General features: G+C 33.3%; 17 protein-coding genes. 15 read left to right on the forward strand and 2 right to left on the reverse strand.

Features of this window, described 5'->3' with window-relative positions; translation table 11 throughout:
• Nucleotides 1-254: 254 nt before the first annotated feature.
• Nucleotides 255-749 (reverse strand): LURP-one-related/scramblase family protein, encoded by a 495-nt coding sequence (locus JOD41_RS03415; protein ID WP_205051585.1) that lies wholly within the window; start codon nt 747-749, stop codon nt 255-257.
• Between the two features lie 124 nt (nt 750-873).
• The gene (locus JOD41_RS03420) at nt 874-2,865 is read right to left on the reverse strand and encodes a urocanate hydratase (protein ID WP_205051776.1); all 1,992 of its coding nucleotides are present in this window, start codon (nt 2,863-2,865) and stop codon (nt 874-876) included.
• Nucleotides 2,866-3,318: 453 nt separating this feature from the next.
• Between JOD41_RS03420 and hutI the strand changes: the two genes are divergently transcribed.
• The 15 genes from hutI to ftcD all read left to right on the forward strand — a co-directional run bounded on the left by hutI (nt 3,319) and on the right by ftcD (nt 21,159).
• Entirely contained in the window at nt 3,319-4,584 is a 1,266-nt protein-coding gene (gene hutI, locus JOD41_RS03425) for an imidazolonepropionase (protein ID WP_205051586.1), read from the forward strand.
• Nucleotides 4,585-5,151: 567 nt separating this feature from the next.
• Entirely contained in the window at nt 5,152-6,687 is a 1,536-nt protein-coding gene (gene nhaC / locus JOD41_RS03430) for a Na+/H+ antiporter NhaC (RefSeq protein ID WP_205051587.1), read from the forward strand.
• Nucleotides 6,688-6,737: 50 nt separating this feature from the next.
• Nucleotides 6,738-7,256, forward strand: coding sequence for a hypothetical protein (locus JOD41_RS03435; protein WP_205051588.1), 519 nt, complete (start codon nt 6,738-6,740; stop codon nt 7,254-7,256).
• A 261-nt stretch (nt 7,257-7,517) separates the two neighbouring features.
• Entirely contained in the window at nt 7,518-9,119 is a 1,602-nt protein-coding gene (locus JOD41_RS03440; RefSeq protein WP_205051589.1) for a gamma-glutamyltransferase family protein, read from the forward strand.
• Nucleotides 9,120-9,130: 11 nt separating this feature from the next.
• Nucleotides 9,131-11,122 carry an excinuclease ABC subunit UvrB gene (gene uvrB, locus JOD41_RS03445; RefSeq protein ID WP_205051590.1) on the forward strand — a complete coding sequence of 664 codons (1,992 nt, stop codon included), beginning with the start codon at nt 9,131-9,133 and terminating at the stop codon, nt 11,120-11,122.
• Nucleotides 11,123-11,134: 12 nt separating this feature from the next.
• Complete coding sequence (uvrA, locus tag JOD41_RS03450; protein WP_239540974.1) at nt 11,135-13,951, forward strand: excinuclease ABC subunit UvrA; 2,817 nt, start codon at nt 11,135-11,137, stop codon at nt 13,949-13,951.
• A 1-nt stretch (nt 13,952) separates the two neighbouring features.
• A complete protein-coding gene (locus JOD41_RS03455; protein WP_205051591.1) occupies nt 13,953-14,762 on the forward strand; it encodes a L,D-transpeptidase family protein in 810 nt (269 codons plus the stop codon).
• Between the two features lie 108 nt (nt 14,763-14,870).
• Nucleotides 14,871-15,737: a transporter substrate-binding domain-containing protein gene (locus JOD41_RS03460; protein ID WP_205051592.1), complete on the forward strand. Its 867-nt coding sequence runs from the start codon at nt 14,871-14,873 to the stop codon at nt 15,735-15,737.
• Nucleotides 15,738-15,807: 70 nt separating this feature from the next.
• Entirely contained in the window at nt 15,808-16,485 is a 678-nt protein-coding gene (locus JOD41_RS03465) for an amino acid ABC transporter permease (protein WP_205051593.1), read from the forward strand.
• A complete protein-coding gene (locus JOD41_RS03470; protein ID WP_070612018.1) occupies nt 16,478-17,200 on the forward strand; it encodes an amino acid ABC transporter ATP-binding protein in 723 nt (240 codons plus the stop codon). Before JOD41_RS03465 ends, JOD41_RS03470 begins: the two co-directional genes overlap by 8 nt.
• Before the next feature lie 118 nt (nt 17,201-17,318).
• Nucleotides 17,319-17,489 carry a hypothetical protein gene (locus JOD41_RS09165; protein WP_239540977.1) on the forward strand — a complete coding sequence of 57 codons (171 nt, stop codon included), beginning with the start codon at nt 17,319-17,321 and terminating at the stop codon, nt 17,487-17,489.
• A 263-nt stretch (nt 17,490-17,752) separates the two neighbouring features.
• Entirely contained in the window at nt 17,753-18,007 is a 255-nt protein-coding gene (locus tag JOD41_RS09170; RefSeq protein WP_239540980.1) for a hypothetical protein, read from the forward strand.
• Complete coding sequence (locus tag JOD41_RS03480) at nt 17,997-18,206, forward strand: hypothetical protein (RefSeq protein WP_205051594.1); 210 nt, start codon at nt 17,997-17,999, stop codon at nt 18,204-18,206. The genes JOD41_RS09170 and JOD41_RS03480 overlap by 11 nt, the downstream gene beginning before the upstream one ends.
• A 452-nt stretch (nt 18,207-18,658) precedes the next feature.
• Nucleotides 18,659-20,197, forward strand: coding sequence for a histidine ammonia-lyase (hutH, locus tag JOD41_RS03485; protein ID WP_205051595.1), 1,539 nt, complete (start codon nt 18,659-18,661; stop codon nt 20,195-20,197).
• A gap of 68 nt (nt 20,198-20,265) precedes the next feature.
• The gene (gene ftcD, locus JOD41_RS03490; RefSeq protein WP_156702657.1) at nt 20,266-21,159 is read left to right on the forward strand and encodes a glutamate formimidoyltransferase; all 894 of its coding nucleotides are present in this window, start codon (nt 20,266-20,268) and stop codon (nt 21,157-21,159) included.
• Nucleotides 21,160-21,163: the final 4 nt, after the last annotated feature.

Below are 21,163 nucleotides of genomic sequence, written 5' to 3' on the forward strand. Positions count from 1 at the left end.
AAATTTCTGGTCCATGAAGTTCTTCTAACTTAAACCATATTCTAATTGAATCATGAAAGTTTTTTTCTTTGGTCCCTTCAGGTGTATCAGGCCATTTACCTTCTCTATACAACTGTACACATTCTTTTTTAAATTCATAACTATATTTCATAAAAAATACCCTCCTTACTGGTTTGTCCAGTAAAGAGGGTACATATCATTTAATTTTTAGCAGATTTTTTGTCTTTCATATAATTTTTTATTAATCTATATTTTTAACCAGCAGAATTAGCTCTTGCAGTGTCCTTTATATTATTTAGGCAAAGGGTAAGGGCAAGGAGGGCTTCTGTATAATTTTCGTCGTGAACTGTTAGCCTATAAGTATCAGTCATGGCAAATAAAGTTTTTTCGATTTCGCCAATTAAGTCAGATCCCCTATAAATGTTAAAGTTCATGTCCCAAAAGCTACCTTGCAAATTTAAAATCTCACCATCATAGTCTACGTCAATTTTTCTTTTTAAAAGGCTAAGTCTTGATTCAACTCTCATATATCTACCATCAGTAAAATTTACATTAAATTTTTGAAAGAGACTGAAAATTTCTTTGTCAATGTCAAGGATGGTATTTTTATTTGAATCAGATAGGCTTGACTTGTAGCCTAAAAAAGTAAAATCCTGATCCACATAGTAGGCAGGATTTTCATCGTCGTCTAATACAGCGTAGTGGTCTGTAATTTTAAAAAATTTTTCTTTAAAATAATAATTTTTCATACTTCACCTCTTTATAAATAAATTATACCATGAATAGGATTTATAAATGATGGCAAGAAAAAACTTAATATGAAAAAAATAAAAAAAGCCTCGCAGTTTCCTGCAAGGCAATTTAGATTATTTATTAGTCGATATTAAGTGAATCAACAGCATTATCAATTAATTCGTCCTTAACAAGGTAAGGAAGTGTAATGTGTCCGAATTCATTATCTTCGTTAAATTCTTTTGAAACTTCAATTGCGTGATCGTTTCTAGCCCAGTTACGTCTAGCAACACCACTCATAACGTCCCAAGTAAGTGAAAGATCGATAATTTCGTCAACCATTTCAGATCCGTCAAGAACTAGACCAAATCCACCGTTAATTGATTTACCAATACCAACTCCACCACCATTGTGAAGAGCAACTAGTGACATACCTCTAGCACAGTTTCCTGCGAAACATTGTGTAGCCATGTCAGCCATTACATTAGAACCATCTTTAATGTTAGATGTTTCTCTAAATGGTGAGTCTGTACCAGATACGTCGTGGTGGTCACGTCCCATCATAACAGGACCGATTTTTCCTTCTCTAACAAGTTCGTTGAATTTATGAGCTATTGCAACTCTACCCTTAGCGTCTTGGTAAAGGATTCTAGCTTGAGTTCCAACTACTAATTGGTTCTTATCAGCATCTCTAATCCAGATATAGTTATCCATATCTTGGTATCTTCTGTCTTTATCAATACATTCCATTGCAGCGTGGTCAGTTGCAATTAAGTCTTCGTGTTTACCACTTAGGCAAACCCATCTAAATGGTCCATATCCATAGTCAAATAGAAGTGGTCCCATGATGTCTTCTACATAAGAAGGCCAAATGAATCCGTCTTTGTCGTCTTTACCGTTCTTAGAAACTTCTTTAACTCCAGCATCGTAGATAGCTTTTAAGAAAGAGTTACCATAGTCGAAGAAGTAAGTTCCCTTAGCAGTAAGGTTTTTAATAACTTCAAAATGTTGTTTAAGAGTTTCATCAACTAGTTGACGGAATTTCTTGATATCAGTTCTTAAAAGTTCAGTTCTTTCTTCGAAAGAAATACCTACTGGACAGTATCCACCATTGTATGCGTTGTGGCAAGAAGTTTGGTCAGAAAGTAAGTCAATGTGAACATCATTTTTGTCCATATAGTGAAGAAGATCAACAATATTTCCGTGGAAAGCAATTGAAAGAGCTTCTTTCTTTTCAAGAGCGTCTTTAGCAAGCTTAACAGCTTCTTCAGGAGTTTCAGCAAGTTTCTTAATCCATCCTTGTTCAAGTCTAGTTTCAATTCTTGAAATATCAACTTCAGCAATAATAGAAACAGCGCCTGCGATATCTCCAGCCTTACCTTGAGCACCACTCATTCCACCAAGTCCAGATGAAACGAATAATTTTCCAGCTAAGTTATCTTTTTCGCTTAGACCAAGTTTTAATCTACCAGCGTTAAGAATAGTGTTGTAAGTTCCGTGAACAATACCTTGTGGTCCAATGTACATCCAACCACCAGCAGTCATTTGTCCGTAGTTAGCAACTCCCATTTCTTCTGCAATTTCCCAATCGTCAAGATTGTCATAAAGACCAACCATTAGACCGTTAGTGATTATAACTCTTGGAGAATTTTTTCTTGATTTAAATAGTCCAAGTGGGTGACCAGATTCCATTACAAGAGTTTCGTCATCGTGCATAATTTCAAGATATTGTTTAATTAGATTGTATTGCATCCAGTCGTGACATACTGAACCAGTTTCTCCATAAGTTACAAGTTCGTATGGATAAAGAGCAACATCAAAGTCTAAGTTGTTGTCGATCATTACTTGGAAAGCTTTTCCAGCTAAACAATTTCCTTTGTATTCGTCAATTGGTTTACCGTAAATTCTTCCTTCTGGTCTGAATCTGTATCCGTAGATTCTTCCTCTAGTTGTAAGTTCTTCTAAAAATTCAGGAATTAATTCTTCATGATATTCTTCTGGGATATATCTTAGAGCATTTCTAAGGGCAACTTTAGTTTGGTCCTTTGAAAGTCTAAATCCTCTATCAGGAGCTCTTCTAATTCCTTGTTCAAAAGATTTTTTTTCTGGTAGGTTTTTGATTTGTACCTTCATAATCTTTTGAACGTCTGCGTTATGATTATTAATCACTTTTATCAACCTCCATTTATAAGACATTATAAATTAAAATATTTAAAATGTAAATACAAAGGGAAATTAATTTCCTAAAATTTTAAGATTTGCCCATAAAATTTATAATAGAAGTAAATTTTTTGTAAAAAGCTGAGAGTATTAGAAGTACATGGGTATCTGTTGATTTATTTAACGTGGTAAACTAAAAAATCAAGCGTTTTCAAAGTTAAAGCTTTTATTATTTAAAAAAGCTTTCTATTGTATTTTATATATTGTTATAAATTTAAAGTAAAAAATGAATGTGAAGTTATTTTTTTAATTTCTACTTTCAAGATATTAAAAAGATATTAAAGCTAGCCTTAAAAATAAAAAATATTTTAATATTTATTGGGTATTAAATATGTGATAAGATAAAAACAAATAAAAGGAGGAAATATGAAAGCGGATAAAATATTAATTAATCTAGAACAAGTTTTTTCACCAAAGGACATTGGTAGACCACTAAGAGGTGAAGAAATGAATGAAGCTGATATTTTAGAAAATGCTTACATCGCTATTAAAGATGGAAAGATTTTAGAAGTTGGCGAAGGTAAGGCTTACGAAGAATTAAAGGACGACAATACAGAAATAGTTGACCTTACAGGAAAAGTTGCAACTCCAGGACTTATTGATGCACACACTCACTTAGTATATGGTGGAAGTCGTGAAAATGAATTTGCAATGAAATTAAATGGAATGGAATATCTTGAAATTCTTGAAGCAGGTGGAGGAATACTTTCCACACTAAAGGCAACTGAATCTGCAAGCTTTGATGAACTATACAATAAGACAAGAGAGCTATTGGAACACATGCTTGTTCATGGCGTAACAGCTGTTGAAGCAAAAAGTGGTTATGGCATTACTCTTGAAACTGAACTTAAAGAACTTGAAGTTCTTGAAAAATTAAATAAAGATTTCCCAACAGAACTTATTAGAACTTTCATGGCAGCTCACGTAATTCATGAAAAATATAAGGATAACTCTGACGAATATGTTGATATTGTAATCGACATGATGCCAGAAGTTGCCAAAAGAAACTTGGCAGAATTTTGTGATGTATTTTGCGAAAAGGGAGTATTCACTGCTAAGCAATCAGAAAGAATACTTGAAGCAGCTAAAAAACAAGGCTTTAAATTAAGAATTCACTCTGACGAAATTGAAAACATTGGTGGCGTAGATGTTGCTGCTAAAGTTGGAGCAGTTTCTGCAGAACACTTAATGGTAGTAGATGAAAAAGAAATTGAAACACTATCAAAGGCAAATGTAATTGGAAACTTACTTCCAGGAACAACTTTCTCCCTAATGCTTGACACTTATGCTCCAGCAAGAAAAATGCTAGACAAGGGAATGGCTATTACACTTTGTACAGATTCAAATCCAGGATCTTGTCCAACGGCAAATCTTCAATTTATCATGCAACTAGGATGTCTTGAAATGAAATTAACTCCAATTGAAGTATTTAACGCAGTAACTATTAATGCTGCTTATTCTGTTGATAGAGCAAAGACTATGGGATCCTTTGACAAGGGCAAGAGAGCAAATATTACAATTTTCGACGCTCACAACATTGACTACACTCTTTACTTCTTCGCAACAAACCTATGTAAACAAGTTTATATAGATGGAGAACTTGTAGTTGAAGACAGAAAATTAGTTAAATAATTTTAATTAAATAATTTATTTAAGTGCAGGCGAATATTGTCTGCACTTTTCTTTTGTTGAGAAAAATTTTTAAAATAAAATAAGAAAATTTTAAATTTATCCTTAAAATTTATCCTTATTAGAAAATAGAAATCTCATTTGTATTGTGAAAACTTTATCATACTATTTTTATTAACAAAAATTAATTTAAAAAATTTATTATGAGAAAGTTTAAAAATAAATTTTGTTATTAATAAAAAATAATTTTATAATATTTCTTATATAAAAAAAGCAATGGTTTAATACTGTTATTAAGAGAGCTAGAGGATTTTAATAGAACAATTTTACATAAAGAAAATCGCGATACATGCTAACGAGTTATCATGAAACGATGATGATGTATTGTATTTTTTCTAGTAATTAGCTCATTTTTTAAATTATTTGATTGACTTGTGTTGAATTGTAAGATAAAATTTAGTTAGAAAACATTTTCAGAGATACAAAATTCTTTTTAACTTGTATCTCAAGCATATTAAAAAATTTTATGCAAAATTAATATGCTAAATGAAAAGTTTAGGAGGTAATTATATGAAGAACGACGGTCAAAGAACTGTTAGAGTGCCTAGCATTGTTGAAGCGTTTTTGCCAATAATCGCAATGGTTTGTTTAATGGTTTATGTTTTCAACTTCAGTGATGGAAAATATGACGCAGCTCATATGCCACTAGTTGTTGCAATTACTATTGCATGTATAGTTGGTGGAATTTGTGGACATAGTTTTTCTGACATGTTGGAAGGTATAATCGAAAGACTTACAGCTACTCTTGAAGCAATTTTAATTTTACTTACAGTAGGTCTATTGATTTCATCTTTCATGATTTCAGGAACTATCCCAGCAGTTATTTATTACGGATTAAAATTACTTACACCACAATTATTCTTGCCAGTTGGTTGTATGCTTATTGCAGTTGTATCCCTTGCTTGTGGTTCATCTTGGACAGCAACAGGTACAATTGGTATCGCTTTTATGACAATAGGTGTTGGTCTTGGAATTAGCCCTGCACTTACAGCAGGTATGGTAATATCTGGAGCATATGTTGGAGATAAATTCTCTCCACTATCTGATACTACAAACCTAGCAGCTGGTGTATCTGGAACTGGTCTATTTGACCACGTAACAGCAATGGTTTCTACAACAGGTCCAGTATTTTTAATTTCACTTGTTATTTATGCAATTCTTGGATCAAGAATTAATGTAGTAAACTATGACCCTACAATTGCACAAGGTATTGAAGAAGCAATCGCAGCAAACTTTAACCTTAACCCACTTGTACTTCTACCTATCGTAGTTATAGTAGTAGTATGTATCTTAAGAGTTCCTGGACTTCCTGGAGTTCTTATTTCAGTAGCAACTGGTGTATTATTTGCAGTTATTTTCCAAGGTCAACATAATCTTGCTGACATCTTTAATATTCTTCACTATGGACCATCTATTGAAACTGGAAACGAATTTGTAGATAAGGCTCTTGCTAAAGGTGGTATGGACCATCAAATGTGGACAGTTAACTTAATTTTACTTGCAGTATCCTTTGGTGGTGCTCTTGAAAAATGTGGTTCTGTTGAAAGAATTTTTGGAAACATCAAACACAAAATCAACTCTGTTGGCGGACTTGTTTTCGCTACAATGCTTACATCAATATTCTGTGACGCAGCAATGTGTGACCAATTCCTAGGAATCGGTGTTCCTGCTCCTCTATATGACGACAAGTATGATGAACTTGGTCTTGCAAGAAATATGCTTTCAAGAACACTTGAAGATGCTGGTACACTTTGGGCATGTATGTTCCCATGGACAGCTTGTGGAGCTTACCAATCTGGTGTACTTGGAATGAATCCATTTGTATACTTCCCATTTGCTTTCGTAAACTTACTAAACCCAATTTATGCATGTGTAACAGCATTAATGGGCAGAAATATATTCTGGGCTGACGGATCTTACACAAATGTATTCGGTAAAACTAAGATGAAGAAAGTTGCCGGTGCTCCTGAAGAAGCACACGAACGTGCTCTTGCTAACCTTGAAAGATTAAGAGCTGAAGGTAAAGCACCAAAGGTTACAGCTTAACTTATTGATTTCAAATTAAAAATTAAAAGAAATTAGAAAGAAGTGATTATGTGTCAGATATAAAATTACCTTGGGATGATGACAGCGAAGCAATTAAATACGTATATGTAAATCCTAGAAAAAAGTTTTCTGAAAAGTATGCCTACGTAATCACTTCTATTTTGATTATTTTAGGTATAATAACAAGGTATAAGCTTACTTTAATTCTTGCACTTTTATTATTATTGTCTTTATTATCTAAGAAATATGTGGCAGTAAGTTCCAAGGGGCTTGAAATGTACACTGACATGAAAGTAACTCACACCTATAATGTGTGGGATTGGTCAAAGATTGATGCTATTACCTATGAAAAGAAAGCTGAAGAGCCAAAGTTAACACTTTTATATTTCACAAAGGGAGATATAACTAAAAGATTTTTCTTTGATGAAAAAGATAAGGAAAGTGTTTTTGAAGTGGCTAAAAAGCATAATAAAAAAATAAAAATTTACGATGCTTGGGAATATAAACAAGATCTCAAGAGATTTAAAAAAGAAATGAAAATTTCCAAAAGAATTGCTCGTAAAAAATAATAATTTTAATTTTAAGAGAGGCCTCAATTTGAAGTCTCTCTTTTTTTTATTTGAAACATAATATTTTATTAATTTAAAATTTATATTAAAATTTCAATAATAAGAAAAAATTTTAATATAAAATATTTTTACATAGAAATCACTAAAAGTTGAATTATTTACCTTTTAATTATAGAATTAACTTTAGTAAATAAAGCTTTTTGTGTTTTTAGGTCTTTAAAAAGATTAAAAATAAATTTAAATAAATTTGAGGATGATTAAATGAATTTTGATTACAATAAATATCCCTATCCTTCAACTAGAAGGGTTGTTTTTGGAAAAAAGGGAATGGTGGCAACTTCTTCACCCTATGCAACTAGTGCTGGAGCAAAAATTTTACTTGAAGGGGGAAATGCAATTGATGCTGCCCTTGCCGCATCTATGACCTTACCAGTAGTTGAACCAACAGGCAATGGTCTTGGCTCAGATATGTTTGCTCTTATATATTTTGAAGGAAAATTATATGGCATGAATGCCAGTGGAAGAAGTCCAAAAAATATTTCAATTGATGCTTTAAAGAAAAAGGGCTACGAAAAAATGCCTTCTTGTGGGGTAAATGTAATTAACACACCAGGGCTTATTGGTGGCTCTATGAAACTTCATGAAGACTTTTCTACAGTAAGTCTTGATAAAATTTTTGAATCAGCAATTTCCTATGCAGAAGAGGGTTTTGCAGTTACTCCACAAATTGCAAAACTTTGGCAAGAAAGCGCAGATAAGTATAAGAATTTAAATCGCCAAGAATTCAATGAGTTTTTTAAAACTTTTACAATAGATGGAAGAGCGCCTAGAGCTGGAGAAGTTTTTTCTTGTAAAAATTTGGCAGAGACTTTAAGAGAAATTCGCGACACTAAGGGTAAGTCTTTTTATGAGGGTAGTCTTGCAGAAAAAATTTCTAATGAAGTGAAAAGACTTGGCGGATTTCTAAGTGCAGATGATTTAAAAAATTTTACTCCAAAATATGTTGAGCCAATTTCAACAAATTATAGGGGCCTTGATATTTGGGAAATACCTCCTAATGGACATGGAATTTCTGTCTTAATGGCGCTAAATATTCTAAATAAAATGGAATTAAAGGATAGAAGAGATCCTGCCACTATGCATAAAATTGTAGAAGCTATAAAATTATCCCTAACAGATGCAAAAACTTTTGTAGCAGATCCCGATTCAATGGAAATAAAAATTAAGGAACTTTTGTCAGAAGAATATGCAGAAAATAGAAGGGCTGAAATAAAGGATTATGCTATTATTCCAAATTCTTATGCCATAAAATCTTCAGACACAGTTTATTTTGCCACTGCAGATAGGTATGGCAACATGGTTTCTATGATTCAGTCAAATTATGCTGGCTTTGGGTCAGGAATTGTTGTGCCAAAAACAGGAATTGCATTAAATAACAGAGTTGAAAATTTTTATTTTGAAGAGGGACTTGCAAATTCTCTTGAAGGGGGAAAACTTCCTTACCACACAATAATTCCTGGCTTTATGACAAAAAATGGTAATGCTTTTGGCGCCTTTGGCATAATGGGCGCCTTTATGCAGCCACAAGCTCATGTCCAAGTTCTCATGAATATGCTTGACTTTAATTTAAATCCACAGGCAGCTCTTGATGCACCGAGAATTATGTGGACTGGCGATAAAAACATTGAACTTGAATGTGACTTTGATGATGATATAATTGATGGACTAAAGAAAAGGGGACACCATGTAAGGGTAATTGATGACTTTAAAAACATGGGTCGTGGACAAATTATTTTGAAGAAAGATGATGTTTATATTGGTGGAACAGAAAAGAGGACGGACTCCAATATTTTTGCTTTTTAGAAGGTGATTAAGTGGAATTTAAAATTCATTCAGACTACAAGCCTACTGGCGATCAACCTCAGGCAATTGATAAATTAGCTGAAGGCATAAAAAAGGGCTATAAGCACCAAAATCTTTTAGGGGTAACTGGCTCTGGCAAGACTTTTACCATGGCAAATGTAATAGAAAGAGTGCAAAAGCCAACTCTTGTAATTGCTCATAACAAGACTCTTGCCTATCAACTTTGCTCTGAGTTAAAGGAATTTTTCCCAGAAAATGCAGTAGAATTTTTTGTCTCCTATTACGATTATTATCAACCAGAGGCCTATGTGCCAGGAACTGATACTTTTATTGAAAAGGACTCATCTATAAATGATGAAATAGATAAACTTCGTCACTCTGCAACAATGTCACTCTTTGAGAGAAAGGATGTAATAATTGTTGCATCAGTTTCCTGCATCTATGGCTTGGGAGATCCAATTGACTACGAAAAATTAGCCATTTCTCTTAGACCTGGCATGATTAAGGACAGAAATGATGTAATGAGTAAACTTGTTGACATTCAATATGTTAGAAATGATTATGAATTTAAACGTGGAACTTTTAGGGTACGTGGAGATATTTTGGAAATTTTCCCTGCATCTTCTTCTGAAAATTCCATTCGCGTTGAATTTTTTGGCGATGAAATAGATAGAATTACTGAAGTAAATGCCTTAACTGGAGAAGTTTTGCATTACTTAAATCATGCTTACATTACGCCAGCATCTCACTTTGCAACTTCAGAAGAAAAAGTTAAAAGGGCAATAGTGACAATAGAGGAAGAACTTGAAGAGAGACTAAGGGTCTTAAAGGACCAAGAAAAACTTTTGGAAGCTCAAAGGCTGGAACAAAGGACGAGATATGATTTAGAAATGCTTTCTGAAATGGGATTTTGTTCTGGCATAGAAAATTATTCCAGACACTTATCTGGCAGGGCGCCAGGTTCAAGACCCTATACTCTAATAGATTATTTTCCCAAGGATTTTCTCACTATAATAGATGAATCCCACCAAACAATTCCACAAATTAGGGGAATGTTTAATGGAGACAGATCTCGCAAGGAAACCTTAGTTGAGTATGGGTTTAGACTTCCTTCTGCTCTTGACAATAGACCTCTTAGGTTTAATGAGTTTGAAGAAATGATGAACCAATGCGTCTATGTTTCTGCAACGCCAGGTCCCTATGAACTTGAACACACAGAGCAACAAGTTGAGCAAATTATTAGGCCTACGGGACTTCTGGACCCAATAATAGAAGTTAGACCAATAAAAAATCAAATTGACGACATAATAAATGAAATAAATGGAGCTATTGAGAGAGGCGAAAGAGTTTTAATCACAACTCTTACTAAGAGAATGTCTGAAGATTTATCAAGACATTTAAAAGAAATTGGGTATAAAGTAACTTACATGCATTCCGATGTGGATACCTTGGAGAGAATGAAAATTATAAGAGACTTGCGTCTTGGAGAGGTAGATGTTCTCGTTGGCATTAACCTTTTGAGAGAGGGTCTTGACCTTCCAGAAGTTTCAAGAGTTTGCATACTTGATGCAGACAAGGAAGGCTTCCTTCGTTCTGTAACATCACTTATCCAAACTGCAGGTCGTGCTGCGAGAAATGCTGAAGGAAAAGTTATAATGTATGCAGATACTATAACTCCGTCAATGCGAGTTACTCTTGATGAAACTTCTAGGAGAAGAAAAATTCAAGAAGAATATAATAAAGAACATAATATTACTCCAAAGACCATTGTAAAAAGTGTGCGTGAAGTCATTAATACTGCCATTGCTGCAGAAGATGATATTGACTTTAAGGACATTGTAGACGAAGAAAATGAATTTACAAAAGATGAAATAAATGAAATGATTGATGCTCTAAAACCTGAAATGTATAGGGCAGCAGAGGAACTTGATTTTGAAAAGGCTGCTGAAATTAGAGATAAGATAAAAGATTTAAAAGAGAAGAAAAAAACTGCCCTTCTATAAAGAGGTGTTATATTGAAAGACGAAATAATAGTAAAGGGAGCTAGAGTCAACAATTTAAAAAATGTTGATTTAAAAATCCCAAGAAATAAATTTGTAGTTTTCACTGGACTTTCTGGTTCAGGAAAGTCATCTCTTGCCTTTGACACAATTTATGCCGAAGGTCAAAGGAGATATGTTGAGAGTTTGTCTTCCTATGCTAGACAGTTTTTGGGAAAAATGGATAAACCAGAGGTGGACTATATTGAAGGAATGAGTCCCTCAATTTCTATAGATCAAAAGACAACATCAAAAAATCCAAGGTCAACTGTGGGAACAGTTACAGAAATTTACGACTATCTAAGGCTTTTATATGCTAGAGTTGGTCATGCCTTTTGTCCAGAATGTGGCAAAGAAATTTCCTCCTATACAATTGACCAAATGGTTGATGAAGTTATGAAATTAGAAGAAAGGACAAAAATCCAAATTCTTTCTCCAGTCGTAAGGCATAGAAAGGGTCAACACAAAAAAGTTTTTGAGAAGATAAAAAAAGAAGGCTTTTTAAGAGTTTTTGTTGACGGAGAAATGCATGACATTTCAGAAGAAATAGAACTAGATAAAAATAAAAATCACGATATAGATATTGTAGTTGATAGAATTATTGTTAAGGAAAAAATTGAATCGAGACTTGCTGATTCTCTTGAAATTGCCACAAATTTAAGTGATGGGATTGCCAAGGTAAATGTAATAGATGGAGAAGATTTAATATTTTCAACAAAATTTGCCTGTCCTCATTGCAATATTATAATAGAAGAAGTTACGCCAAGGTCCTTTTCCTTTAACTCACCTCTTGGTGCTTGTGATGAGTGTAAGGGTCTTGGGTTTTCTAAGGAAGTTTCCAGAGATTTAGTAATTCCCAATAAGGAACTTTCCATAGACGAGGGAGCAATTGCCTGCTATTCCAATTCCAAAGGAACTTACTATTATGAAATAATTTCTGAAATTGCAAAGAAATTTAAATTTAGTAGCAAAGAGCCAATAAAAAATGCACCAGAAGAATTTATTGAGGCAATATTTGAGGGTTACAAGGGAAAATTAAATTTCTCCTTTAATTCCTTTTTTTCAGGAGAAAAAAAATACTCTGGTGGTTTTGAGGGAATTTTAAAAAATTTAAAGAGAAGATATACTGAATCAAGCTCTGACAGAATGCTTGATAAAATAGATGAATTTATGGAGGAAGTTCCCTGTCCTAAATGCCATGGTTCAAGGCTTAAAGATTCATCTCTTGCCATAAGAGTTGGTGGATTAAATATTTTTGAATTAACAGAGCTTTCCATTGATAAGGCTTTAGATTTTTTCAAAAATTTAAAATTCACAAAAAATGAAATGATTATTGCCGAAGAACTTTTAAAGGAAATAAAGTCTCGTCTTGAATTTTTAGTAAATGTAGGACTAGAATATCTTTCTCTATCAAGAATGGCTGGAACCCTTTCTGGTGGAGAAGCACAGAGAATTAGACTTGCAACACAAATTGGCTCACAGCTTGTGGGGGTAATTTATGTCCTAGATGAGCCAAGCATTGGACTTCATCAAAGAGACAATGCAAAACTTTTGGAATCACTAAGAAATTTAACGGACATAGGAAATACTTTAATTGTTGTAGAACATGACGAAGATACTATGTTTGCAGCTGATGAAATAGTAGACATTGGACCTCTTGCCGGCGTAAATGGCGGAAGAATTGTGGCACAAGGAACTGCTGAAGAAATTATGGAAGTTCAAGAATCAATTACTGGCGCCTATTTAAGTGGCAGAAAGAAAATTGAAGTGCCAAAAGAAAGAAGAAAGTCCAATGGGAAATCAATAAAGGTCCTTGGAGCCAGCGAAAATAATTTAAAAAATATAGATGTAGAATTTCCTCTAGGTGAATTTATCTGTGTAACTGGTGTATCTGGTTCAGGAAAGTCTTCACTAATAAATGAAATTTTATATAAAAGTCTTGCACAAAAAATAAATAAATCTAGAATAAAACCTGGCAAGCACAAAAGTGTGGAAGGACTAGAAAACATTGACAAAATTGTGGATATTGACCAATCGCCAATTGGAAGAACTCCAAGATCAAATCCTGCCACATACACAGGAGCTTTTGATATAATAAGAGATATCTTTGCCAGCACAAATGAAGCAAAAATGCGTGGCTACAAAAAAGGAAAATTTTCCTTTAATGTTAAGGGCGGAAGATGTGAAGCTTGCAAGGGTGATGGAATTTTAAAAGTTGAAATGCACTTTTTGTCTGATGTCTATGTTCCTTGCGAAGTTTGTCATGGCAAGAGATACAATCGTGAAACTCTTGAAGTTAAATACAAGGGCAAAAATATTTATGATGTCCTAGACATGACAGTAGAAGAGGCAATTGACTTTTTCCAAAATCATGAGAGAGTTCTGAGAAAACTTGAAACTTTAAGAGATGTTGGCTTGTCTTACATCAAGCTTGGACAATCTTCTACCCTTTTATCAGGAGGAGAGGCACAGAGAATTAAACTTGCCACAGAACTTTCCAAAAGGGCAACGGGAAGAACTCTCTACATTTTAGATGAGCCTACAACGGGACTTCACTCTGAAGATGTAAATAAACTAATAAAAGTTTTGGAAGAACTTGTAGATAGAGGAAACACTGTAATAACAATTGAGCACAATTTAGATGTTATAAAGTGTGCCGATTATATAATAGATCTTGGACCTGAAGGTGGAGATGGTGGAGGAGAAGTTCTCTTCACTGGCACGCCTGAAGAAATTGTTAAATGCAAAAATTCTTATACTGGAGAATTTTTAAAGGATAAATTGGAGGATTAATTTGAAGAAAATTAAAAAAATTGGGATTTTTATTTTAGCTGCCAGCCTTTTGCCAAATTTTGTTTTTGCCAAGGGCTTTGTCAGAGAAAATAATTTTATGAATAAAAGCGGTGTTGAAAAAAGAGATGAAATCAAAAGATGGCAAGCTCGCATGAATTTGCCAGTGACTGGTGCCTTAAACGACAAGACTAAAGAGGCTCTACACACTGAAAATTATGAAGTTTACGACATGGTAACTAATCCACCAACAAAGGGCAAGTGGATTGTGGTAAACAAGTCCAGAAGAACTCTTACTATGTATAAGGGAAATCAGTCTATTGGCAAGTTTCCAGTTACACTGGGTACCAATGCCACACCAACTCCATCTGCAAAGGGAAAAATTCAAAATATGCACAAAAATCCTGCCTGGGGCGGAATGAATGGAAAGTACAAACCAGCTAAGGCTGACGACCCCAACAATCCTCTTGGGGAAAGATGGATGGGACTAAGACTTCCTGGAGCAAGTGGCTACGGCATCCATGGAAATATTAAGCCTCATCAAATTGGTGGCTACTATTCCAACGGCTGCATTAGACTATTTAATTATGATGTGGAAAATTATGTATTTCCAAATATGTCTGTGGGTTCACCAGTGTGGATTGGAACAGATAATGAACTTGAATCCTGGGGAGTTTACCAATACTCAAGAGTTAAAAAGGAAGAAGCTAAACAAGCTGTAGGAGAAAAAGCTCCAGTGGAAGAAAAACAAGAAGAGACAAAAGCCACAGAAAATATAGAAAATATTCCAGCAGAAGACCTTTTAGAATTTTAATTAAATAAAGTGATGAAAATCGTTGAAATTCAATTAATTTTGCGTTATAATGTTTTTTAAAATTAAAGAGGACTTTATATTCATTTATCAATTAAATAGGGGGTTATTATGAAAAAGAAAATTTTTAATATTGCAATTGTAGCAATGGCAGCCTTATTCTTATTTGGCTGTGGGAAAAAAGAAGATGTAAAAGAAGAAGCAAAAGAAGCAGCAAAAGAAGCAGTTAAGTTTGAAATAAAAACTACTGGACCAACTCTAGATGCTATAAAGCAAAAGGGCAAAATTGTACTTGGAACTTCAGCAGACTTTCCACCAATGGAATGGACATCCTTCCAAAATGGCAAGGAAGAATTTACAGGAATTGATATTGCAATTGCAAAAGCAATTGCCGATTCTCTTGGAGTTGAACTTGAAGTTAAAAATATGGCTTTTGAAGGGCTTCTTGCTTCTCTAAATGCAGGAGATGTTGATATAGTTCTTGCGGGAATGGGTGCTGACGATGAAAGAAAGAAACAAGTTGATTTTTCTGATGAATATTCAAAAGGGGCACAAGTGCTACTAGTAACTGAAGAAAATAAAGACAAGTATAAAACTTTTGATGACCTAAAGGGAAAAGTTATTGGTACACAACTTGGTTCACTTCAACAAAAGTTTGCAACAGAAAAGTTTGGAGATAACTGCAAGGGATTTGATCTTAACAATGTAATAATTGAACAACTTAAAAACAAATCAATTGACGCAGCTTTCCTATCAGAACTTCCAGCAAAACAATTTGCATCAATAACAGATGGACTTGTTATTATAGATAACTTAGGAATTCCAGATGAAAGTGGATTTGCAGTAGCAATTAAAAAGGGCAATGACGATTTAACAAAAGCAGTAAATGAAGTTGTTAAAGGATTAAAAGATTCAGGCCAAGTAGATAAATGGTTTGATGAGTATATTGAACTATCTAACAAAGAAGCTAGCAAATAGTAACTAAATATTCCCTACATTATGTGGGGAATTTTTATTTTTTGAATTAGATAAACTAGAAAGGAATAATATGGAAATTATATCTAAACAATTTGCCTTCGCAGGTAAATATCTTCCAACCTATTTAAATGGGGCCTTGACCACTATTGAGCTTTCAATAATTGGAGTATTATTAGGTTTTACTATTGGAATAATACTTGCGCTAATGAAGACATCAAAAATTAAATTACTAAATATACTTTCAAGTATTTATATAGAAGTGGTTAGAGGTACGCCAATGCTTGTGCAAATAATGATTGTGTATTTTGGACTAAAAAAAATAATACCAGAACAATTTACACTTTTGACTGCACCAATGTTTTTGTGTGCACTTTCAATAAGTTTAAACTCAGCAGCCTATGTTGCAGAAATTATAAGATCAGGTATATCTTCAGTTGATCCTGGACAAATGGAAGCAGCGAGATCTCTTGGACTTAACAAGAAGCAAGCCATGGCTAAGGTAATAATGCCACAAGCAATAAAAAATATACTTCCTGCCCTTGTAAATGAATTTATTACACTTATAAAGGAATCTTCAATTACCTATACAGTTGGAGTTGGAGAACTCATGTATGCCGGAAAAACTATTTCTTCAGGGACTTATCAATTAGTAAAACCTTTCATATTTGTAGCTGTAATTTATTTTATTATGACCACTAGCCTTTCAAAGGCTTTGGGACTTCTAGAAAGGAGACTTGCAAATGATTAAGGTAGAAAATTTGACTAAATCCTTTGGAGAACTTGAAGTCCTAAAGGGAATAAATCAAGAAATAAAAGACGGAGAAGTAGTAGTTGTAATTGGACCATCAGGCTCAGGCAAATCAACTTTTTTAAGATGCTTAAATCTTTTAGAAGAGCCAACGAGTGGCAAAATTTTTGTAGATGATGAAGAAATTACTTCAAAGGACATTGATATAAATAAAGTTCGTGAAGAAATGGGAATGGTATTTCAATCCTTTAATCTCTTTAACAACTTAAATATAATAGATAACATTACTCTTGCACCAACTCTTGTTAAGAAAATGGGAAAGGAAGAAGCTGAAAAAAAGGCTATGGAACTTTTAGAAAGAGTAGGACTTCCAGACAAGAGAGATTCCTATCCAAAATCACTATCAGGCGGACAAAAACAAAGAATTGCCATAGCTAGAGCCCTTGCCATGAATCCAAAGGTAATGCTCTTTGACGAACCAACTTCTGCCCTTGACCCAGAAATGGTAGGAGAAGTTTTAGATATAATGAAAGATCTTGCCAAGGAAGGCATGACTATGGTTGTTGTAACTCACGAAATGGGATTTGCAAGAGAAGTTGGCGACAGAATTTTATTTATGGATGGCGGCTATATTGTAGAAGAAGGAAGTCCAGAAGAAGTCTTCGGCAATCCTAAGAACGAAAGAACACAAAACTTTTTGGCAAAGGTGCTTTAAATAATTTTTGTAAATACTAGATGAAAATGGCTTAGGTGACTAAGTCATTTTTTCTTGCAGCTTTTTTCATGGAAAAAAATTTTTTCAGCTGATATAATCTTTTTAAGGAGTAGTCTTGATGAAATCACCAGTGAAGAAGATAATTATTTTTCTTGCAATTATTTTTTCGCTTTTAATTTATCTTGGACCTAGGACTTATAATTCACATATTAAGGACCAGTTGATTTCAAGTAAAAATCAAATAAATAGTAGCGAAGAAAAAGTAAGAAGGAGAAAAAGTTTGAAATAAAAGACCTTTCTAATGAAGAGAAAAAACAAAGGGAAGAAAGCCTAGGCTTTGAAATTTCAGAAATAAAATACATAAAATTTTTTGAAGGAGAAAAATATAGGGAGCAAGAAGTAAAAAATAAAGAAGGCTACAAAATTGAAGATATTTCAGAAGTTAAAAATGTAGTAGAATTTAGTGGAGATCATTATCAGTCAATCTGTGACTATAAAAAAAATGAAGAAGTCACTGTAAAACTTGGAGAGAAAAAATTTAAAAATGATTATATGGTAGACTTCCCTCTTGATGCAAAAATAATTTCCAATGCTCTTGGATTTGATGTAAAAAGAGAGATCTTAATAGATTTAAATCTTGATATAAAAGTTGAAGGAAAAACTTTTGCCACTGTGAGCCTTTACCCTGAGATTAATTCTTATGACTTTAAAATTGTGAATAAGGATGGAAATACAAGTAAAGGAAGGGCAAAAAAAGTTTGTGGAGCTTATTTAATTGTGAGAAAGGAGAAGATAAATGAAAGCTAGGGATAAGTACATAATTACAGGCGTGGTATTGACTGTTTTATTAATAATATTTTTACACTTTATGCCACTTTTGGATTTAAAAGTTACCTCATCTTTTAAAAATCATTTAATTGATTATCTCAAGGATGACATTACACTAATAATTGCCTTTATTCTTTCTATTGCCCTCATTGCAATTGGACTAATAAAAAAAGATTAAGATGAATTTTATGACTTAGGCGACTAAGTCATTTTTTTTATTTTTGCAATTATTTTTCTGTAAAATTTATGACATAAAAATATATAGAAAAAAATAAATAACAGTAAATAGTTTAAAGTTTTTGTAAATTATTTATCAAAATATAATTATTTTATATAGACTTAGAGTAAGTTTTGTTTAAAACTAGAAATCAGGGGAGCAAATTACTAAAAAAAAGAGGTAAAATATTGTATTTTTTTCGATAAAAGAGTTCTATTTCCATGAAAATTATTGACAATAGTTTATATTTAGAATAAAATCATGGTAGAAAACATTTGCAAAGAAAAAAATTTGCATATGCGAGAATTTTTTATAGGAACTACTTTTCAAAAGATGACATAATTTTTCATCTTTATATTTTCTTTTGAATTAGTAAGTAAAATGTAATCAATTAAAAGAGAGGAAGTACAATTATGAACAAAGTAGTATTAACAGGTAATGACTTAACTTTAGAAGAGTTAGTAGAAGTTACAAGAAATCATGTAAAAGCAGAAATCGACCAAAAGGCAATTGCTGATGTAGAAAAATCTAGACAATATGTTGAAGAAATTGTTGAAGAAGAAAGAGTAGTTTACGGAATAAACACAGGATTTGGTTCTCTATCAAGAGTTTCAATTTCTAAAGAAGATTCAACTCAACTTCAAGAAAACATTATTAGAACTCACGCTTCTGGTTTTGGCAATCCACTACCTGAAGATGAAACAAGAGCAGTTATGCTTATTAGAATTAACTCATTATTAAAGGGAGTTTCTGGTATCAGACTTTCTACTATTGAATTACTTCTTGAAATGTTAAATAGAAATGTTGTTCCATTTATTCCAGAAAAAGGATCTCTTGGAGCATCTGGAGACTTAGCACCACTTGCACATATGGTTCTTCCAATGCTTGGTCTTGGAAAAGCTTATTATGAAGGTGAACTTCTTCCAGGAAAAGATGCTATGGAAAAAGCTGGTTTAAAACCAATTGCACTTGCTGCAAAAGAAGGTCTTGCACTAATTAATGGTACTACAGTTCTTACAGCAACTGGAGCACTTGCACTTTATGATGCACTTAAACTTTCTAAGATTGCTGATATCGCAGGAGCTATGGCTTGTGAATCTTCAAGAGGAATCATTGACGCATTCTGGGAAGAACTTCACACAATTAGACCACACGCAGGATCACTAAAGACTGCTGAAAATTTAAGAAATATTCTTGAAGGTTCAACTTATGTAACTCACACTGCTGAACTTAGAGTTCAAGATGCTTACACATTTAGATGTATGCCACAAATTCACGGAGCTTCTAAAGATACTCTTGAATATGTTAAAGAAAAAGTTGAAATCGAACTTAACTCTGCAACTGATAACCCAATCATCACTCATGATGGTAAAGTAATTTCTGGTGGTAACTTCCACGGAGAATTAATGGCTCAACCATTTGACTTCTTAGCAATTGCTGTTGCTGAACTTGGTAATGTTTCTGAAAGAAGAATTGAAAGAATGGTTAACACTACACTTTCTGGAATGCCTTCATTCTTAGTTAAACACCCAGGACTTAACTCTGGATTTATGATCACTCAATATGCTGCAGCTGCTTTAGCATCTGAAAATAAAACACTATCTCACCCAGCAAGTGTTGACTCTATAACATCTTGTGAAAACCAAGAAGACTTCGTATCTATGGGTAATTGGGCTTCAAGAAAAGTTAGAGAAGTTGTTAAAAACACTGCAAGAATTTTAACTACTGAACTTATGATAGCTGCTCAAGCTCTTGATTTCAGAATGGAAATGGAAGATAACAAATTTGAACTTGGTAAAGGTACAAAAGTTGCTCACGATGTAATTAGAAATCAAGTAGACTTTATTGAAGAAGATAAGAAGATTGAAATTTACGAAGAACTTGAAAAAGCTCAAGAATTAATAACTTCTGGAAAACTTCTTGAAGAAGTAGAAAAAGTTGTAAGTCTTTGATTATTTTAGAATATTATATATAATATAAAAGGTAAGAAAAAAGTATTAGATACTATAGGAGGAAAAAATTGAAAAGAGTAATGTGTATTCCAAACTATTCTGAAGGTAGAGACCTTAAGAAAGTTGAACAAATCACTGAATGCTTTAGAGCAAAAGAAAATATTAAATTAATCGATTATCAACCAGATGCTGACCACAACAGACTTGTTGTTGAAGTAATTGGTGAACCAGAAGCTGTAATTGATGCAGTTATTGAATCTGTAAAAGTTGCAACTGAAATTATTGATATGTCAAAACACAAGGGAGCTCACCCAAGAATGGGAGCTGTTGACGTTGTACCATTTGTTCCTGTAACTGAATGTACTACTGAAGAGTGTGTTGAATATGCTAAAAAAGTTGGTAAAGCAATTGGCGATATGGGAATCCCTGTTTATCTATATGAAGATGCAGCTTCTACTCCAGCTAGAAAGAACCTAGCAAAAGTAAGAAAAGGACAATACGAAGGATTCTTCGACAAAATTAAAGAAGAAGAATGGAAACCAGACTTTGGTCCTCAAGAAATGAATGTTAAATCAGGAGCTACTGCTGTTGCAGCAAGATTCCACCTAGTTGCATTTAACGTAAACCTAAATACTAGTGATTTAACTATTGCTGATACAATTGCAAAAAAAGTTCGTCACATTGGTGGAGGACTTAGATTTGTTAAGGCTATTGGTCTTGAACTTGAAGAAAAAGGTCAAACTCAAGTATCAATGAACCTTGTAAACTTTGAAAAAACTGCAATTTACCAAGCTCTTGAAATGATTAAATCAGAAGCTAAAAGATACGGTGTAACTGTTGTTAATACTGAACTTATTGGACTTCTTCCACTACAAGCTCTAGTTGATTCAGCAGCTTACTATATGCAAATTGAAGGTTTAAAATCAGAACAAGTTCTTGAAACACTATTAATTGAGGAGTAATTTA

This window comes from Peptoniphilus gorbachii (assembly GCF_016908115.1).
Classification (GTDB): domain Bacteria; phylum Bacillota; class Clostridia; order Tissierellales; family Peptoniphilaceae; genus Peptoniphilus_A; species Peptoniphilus_A gorbachii.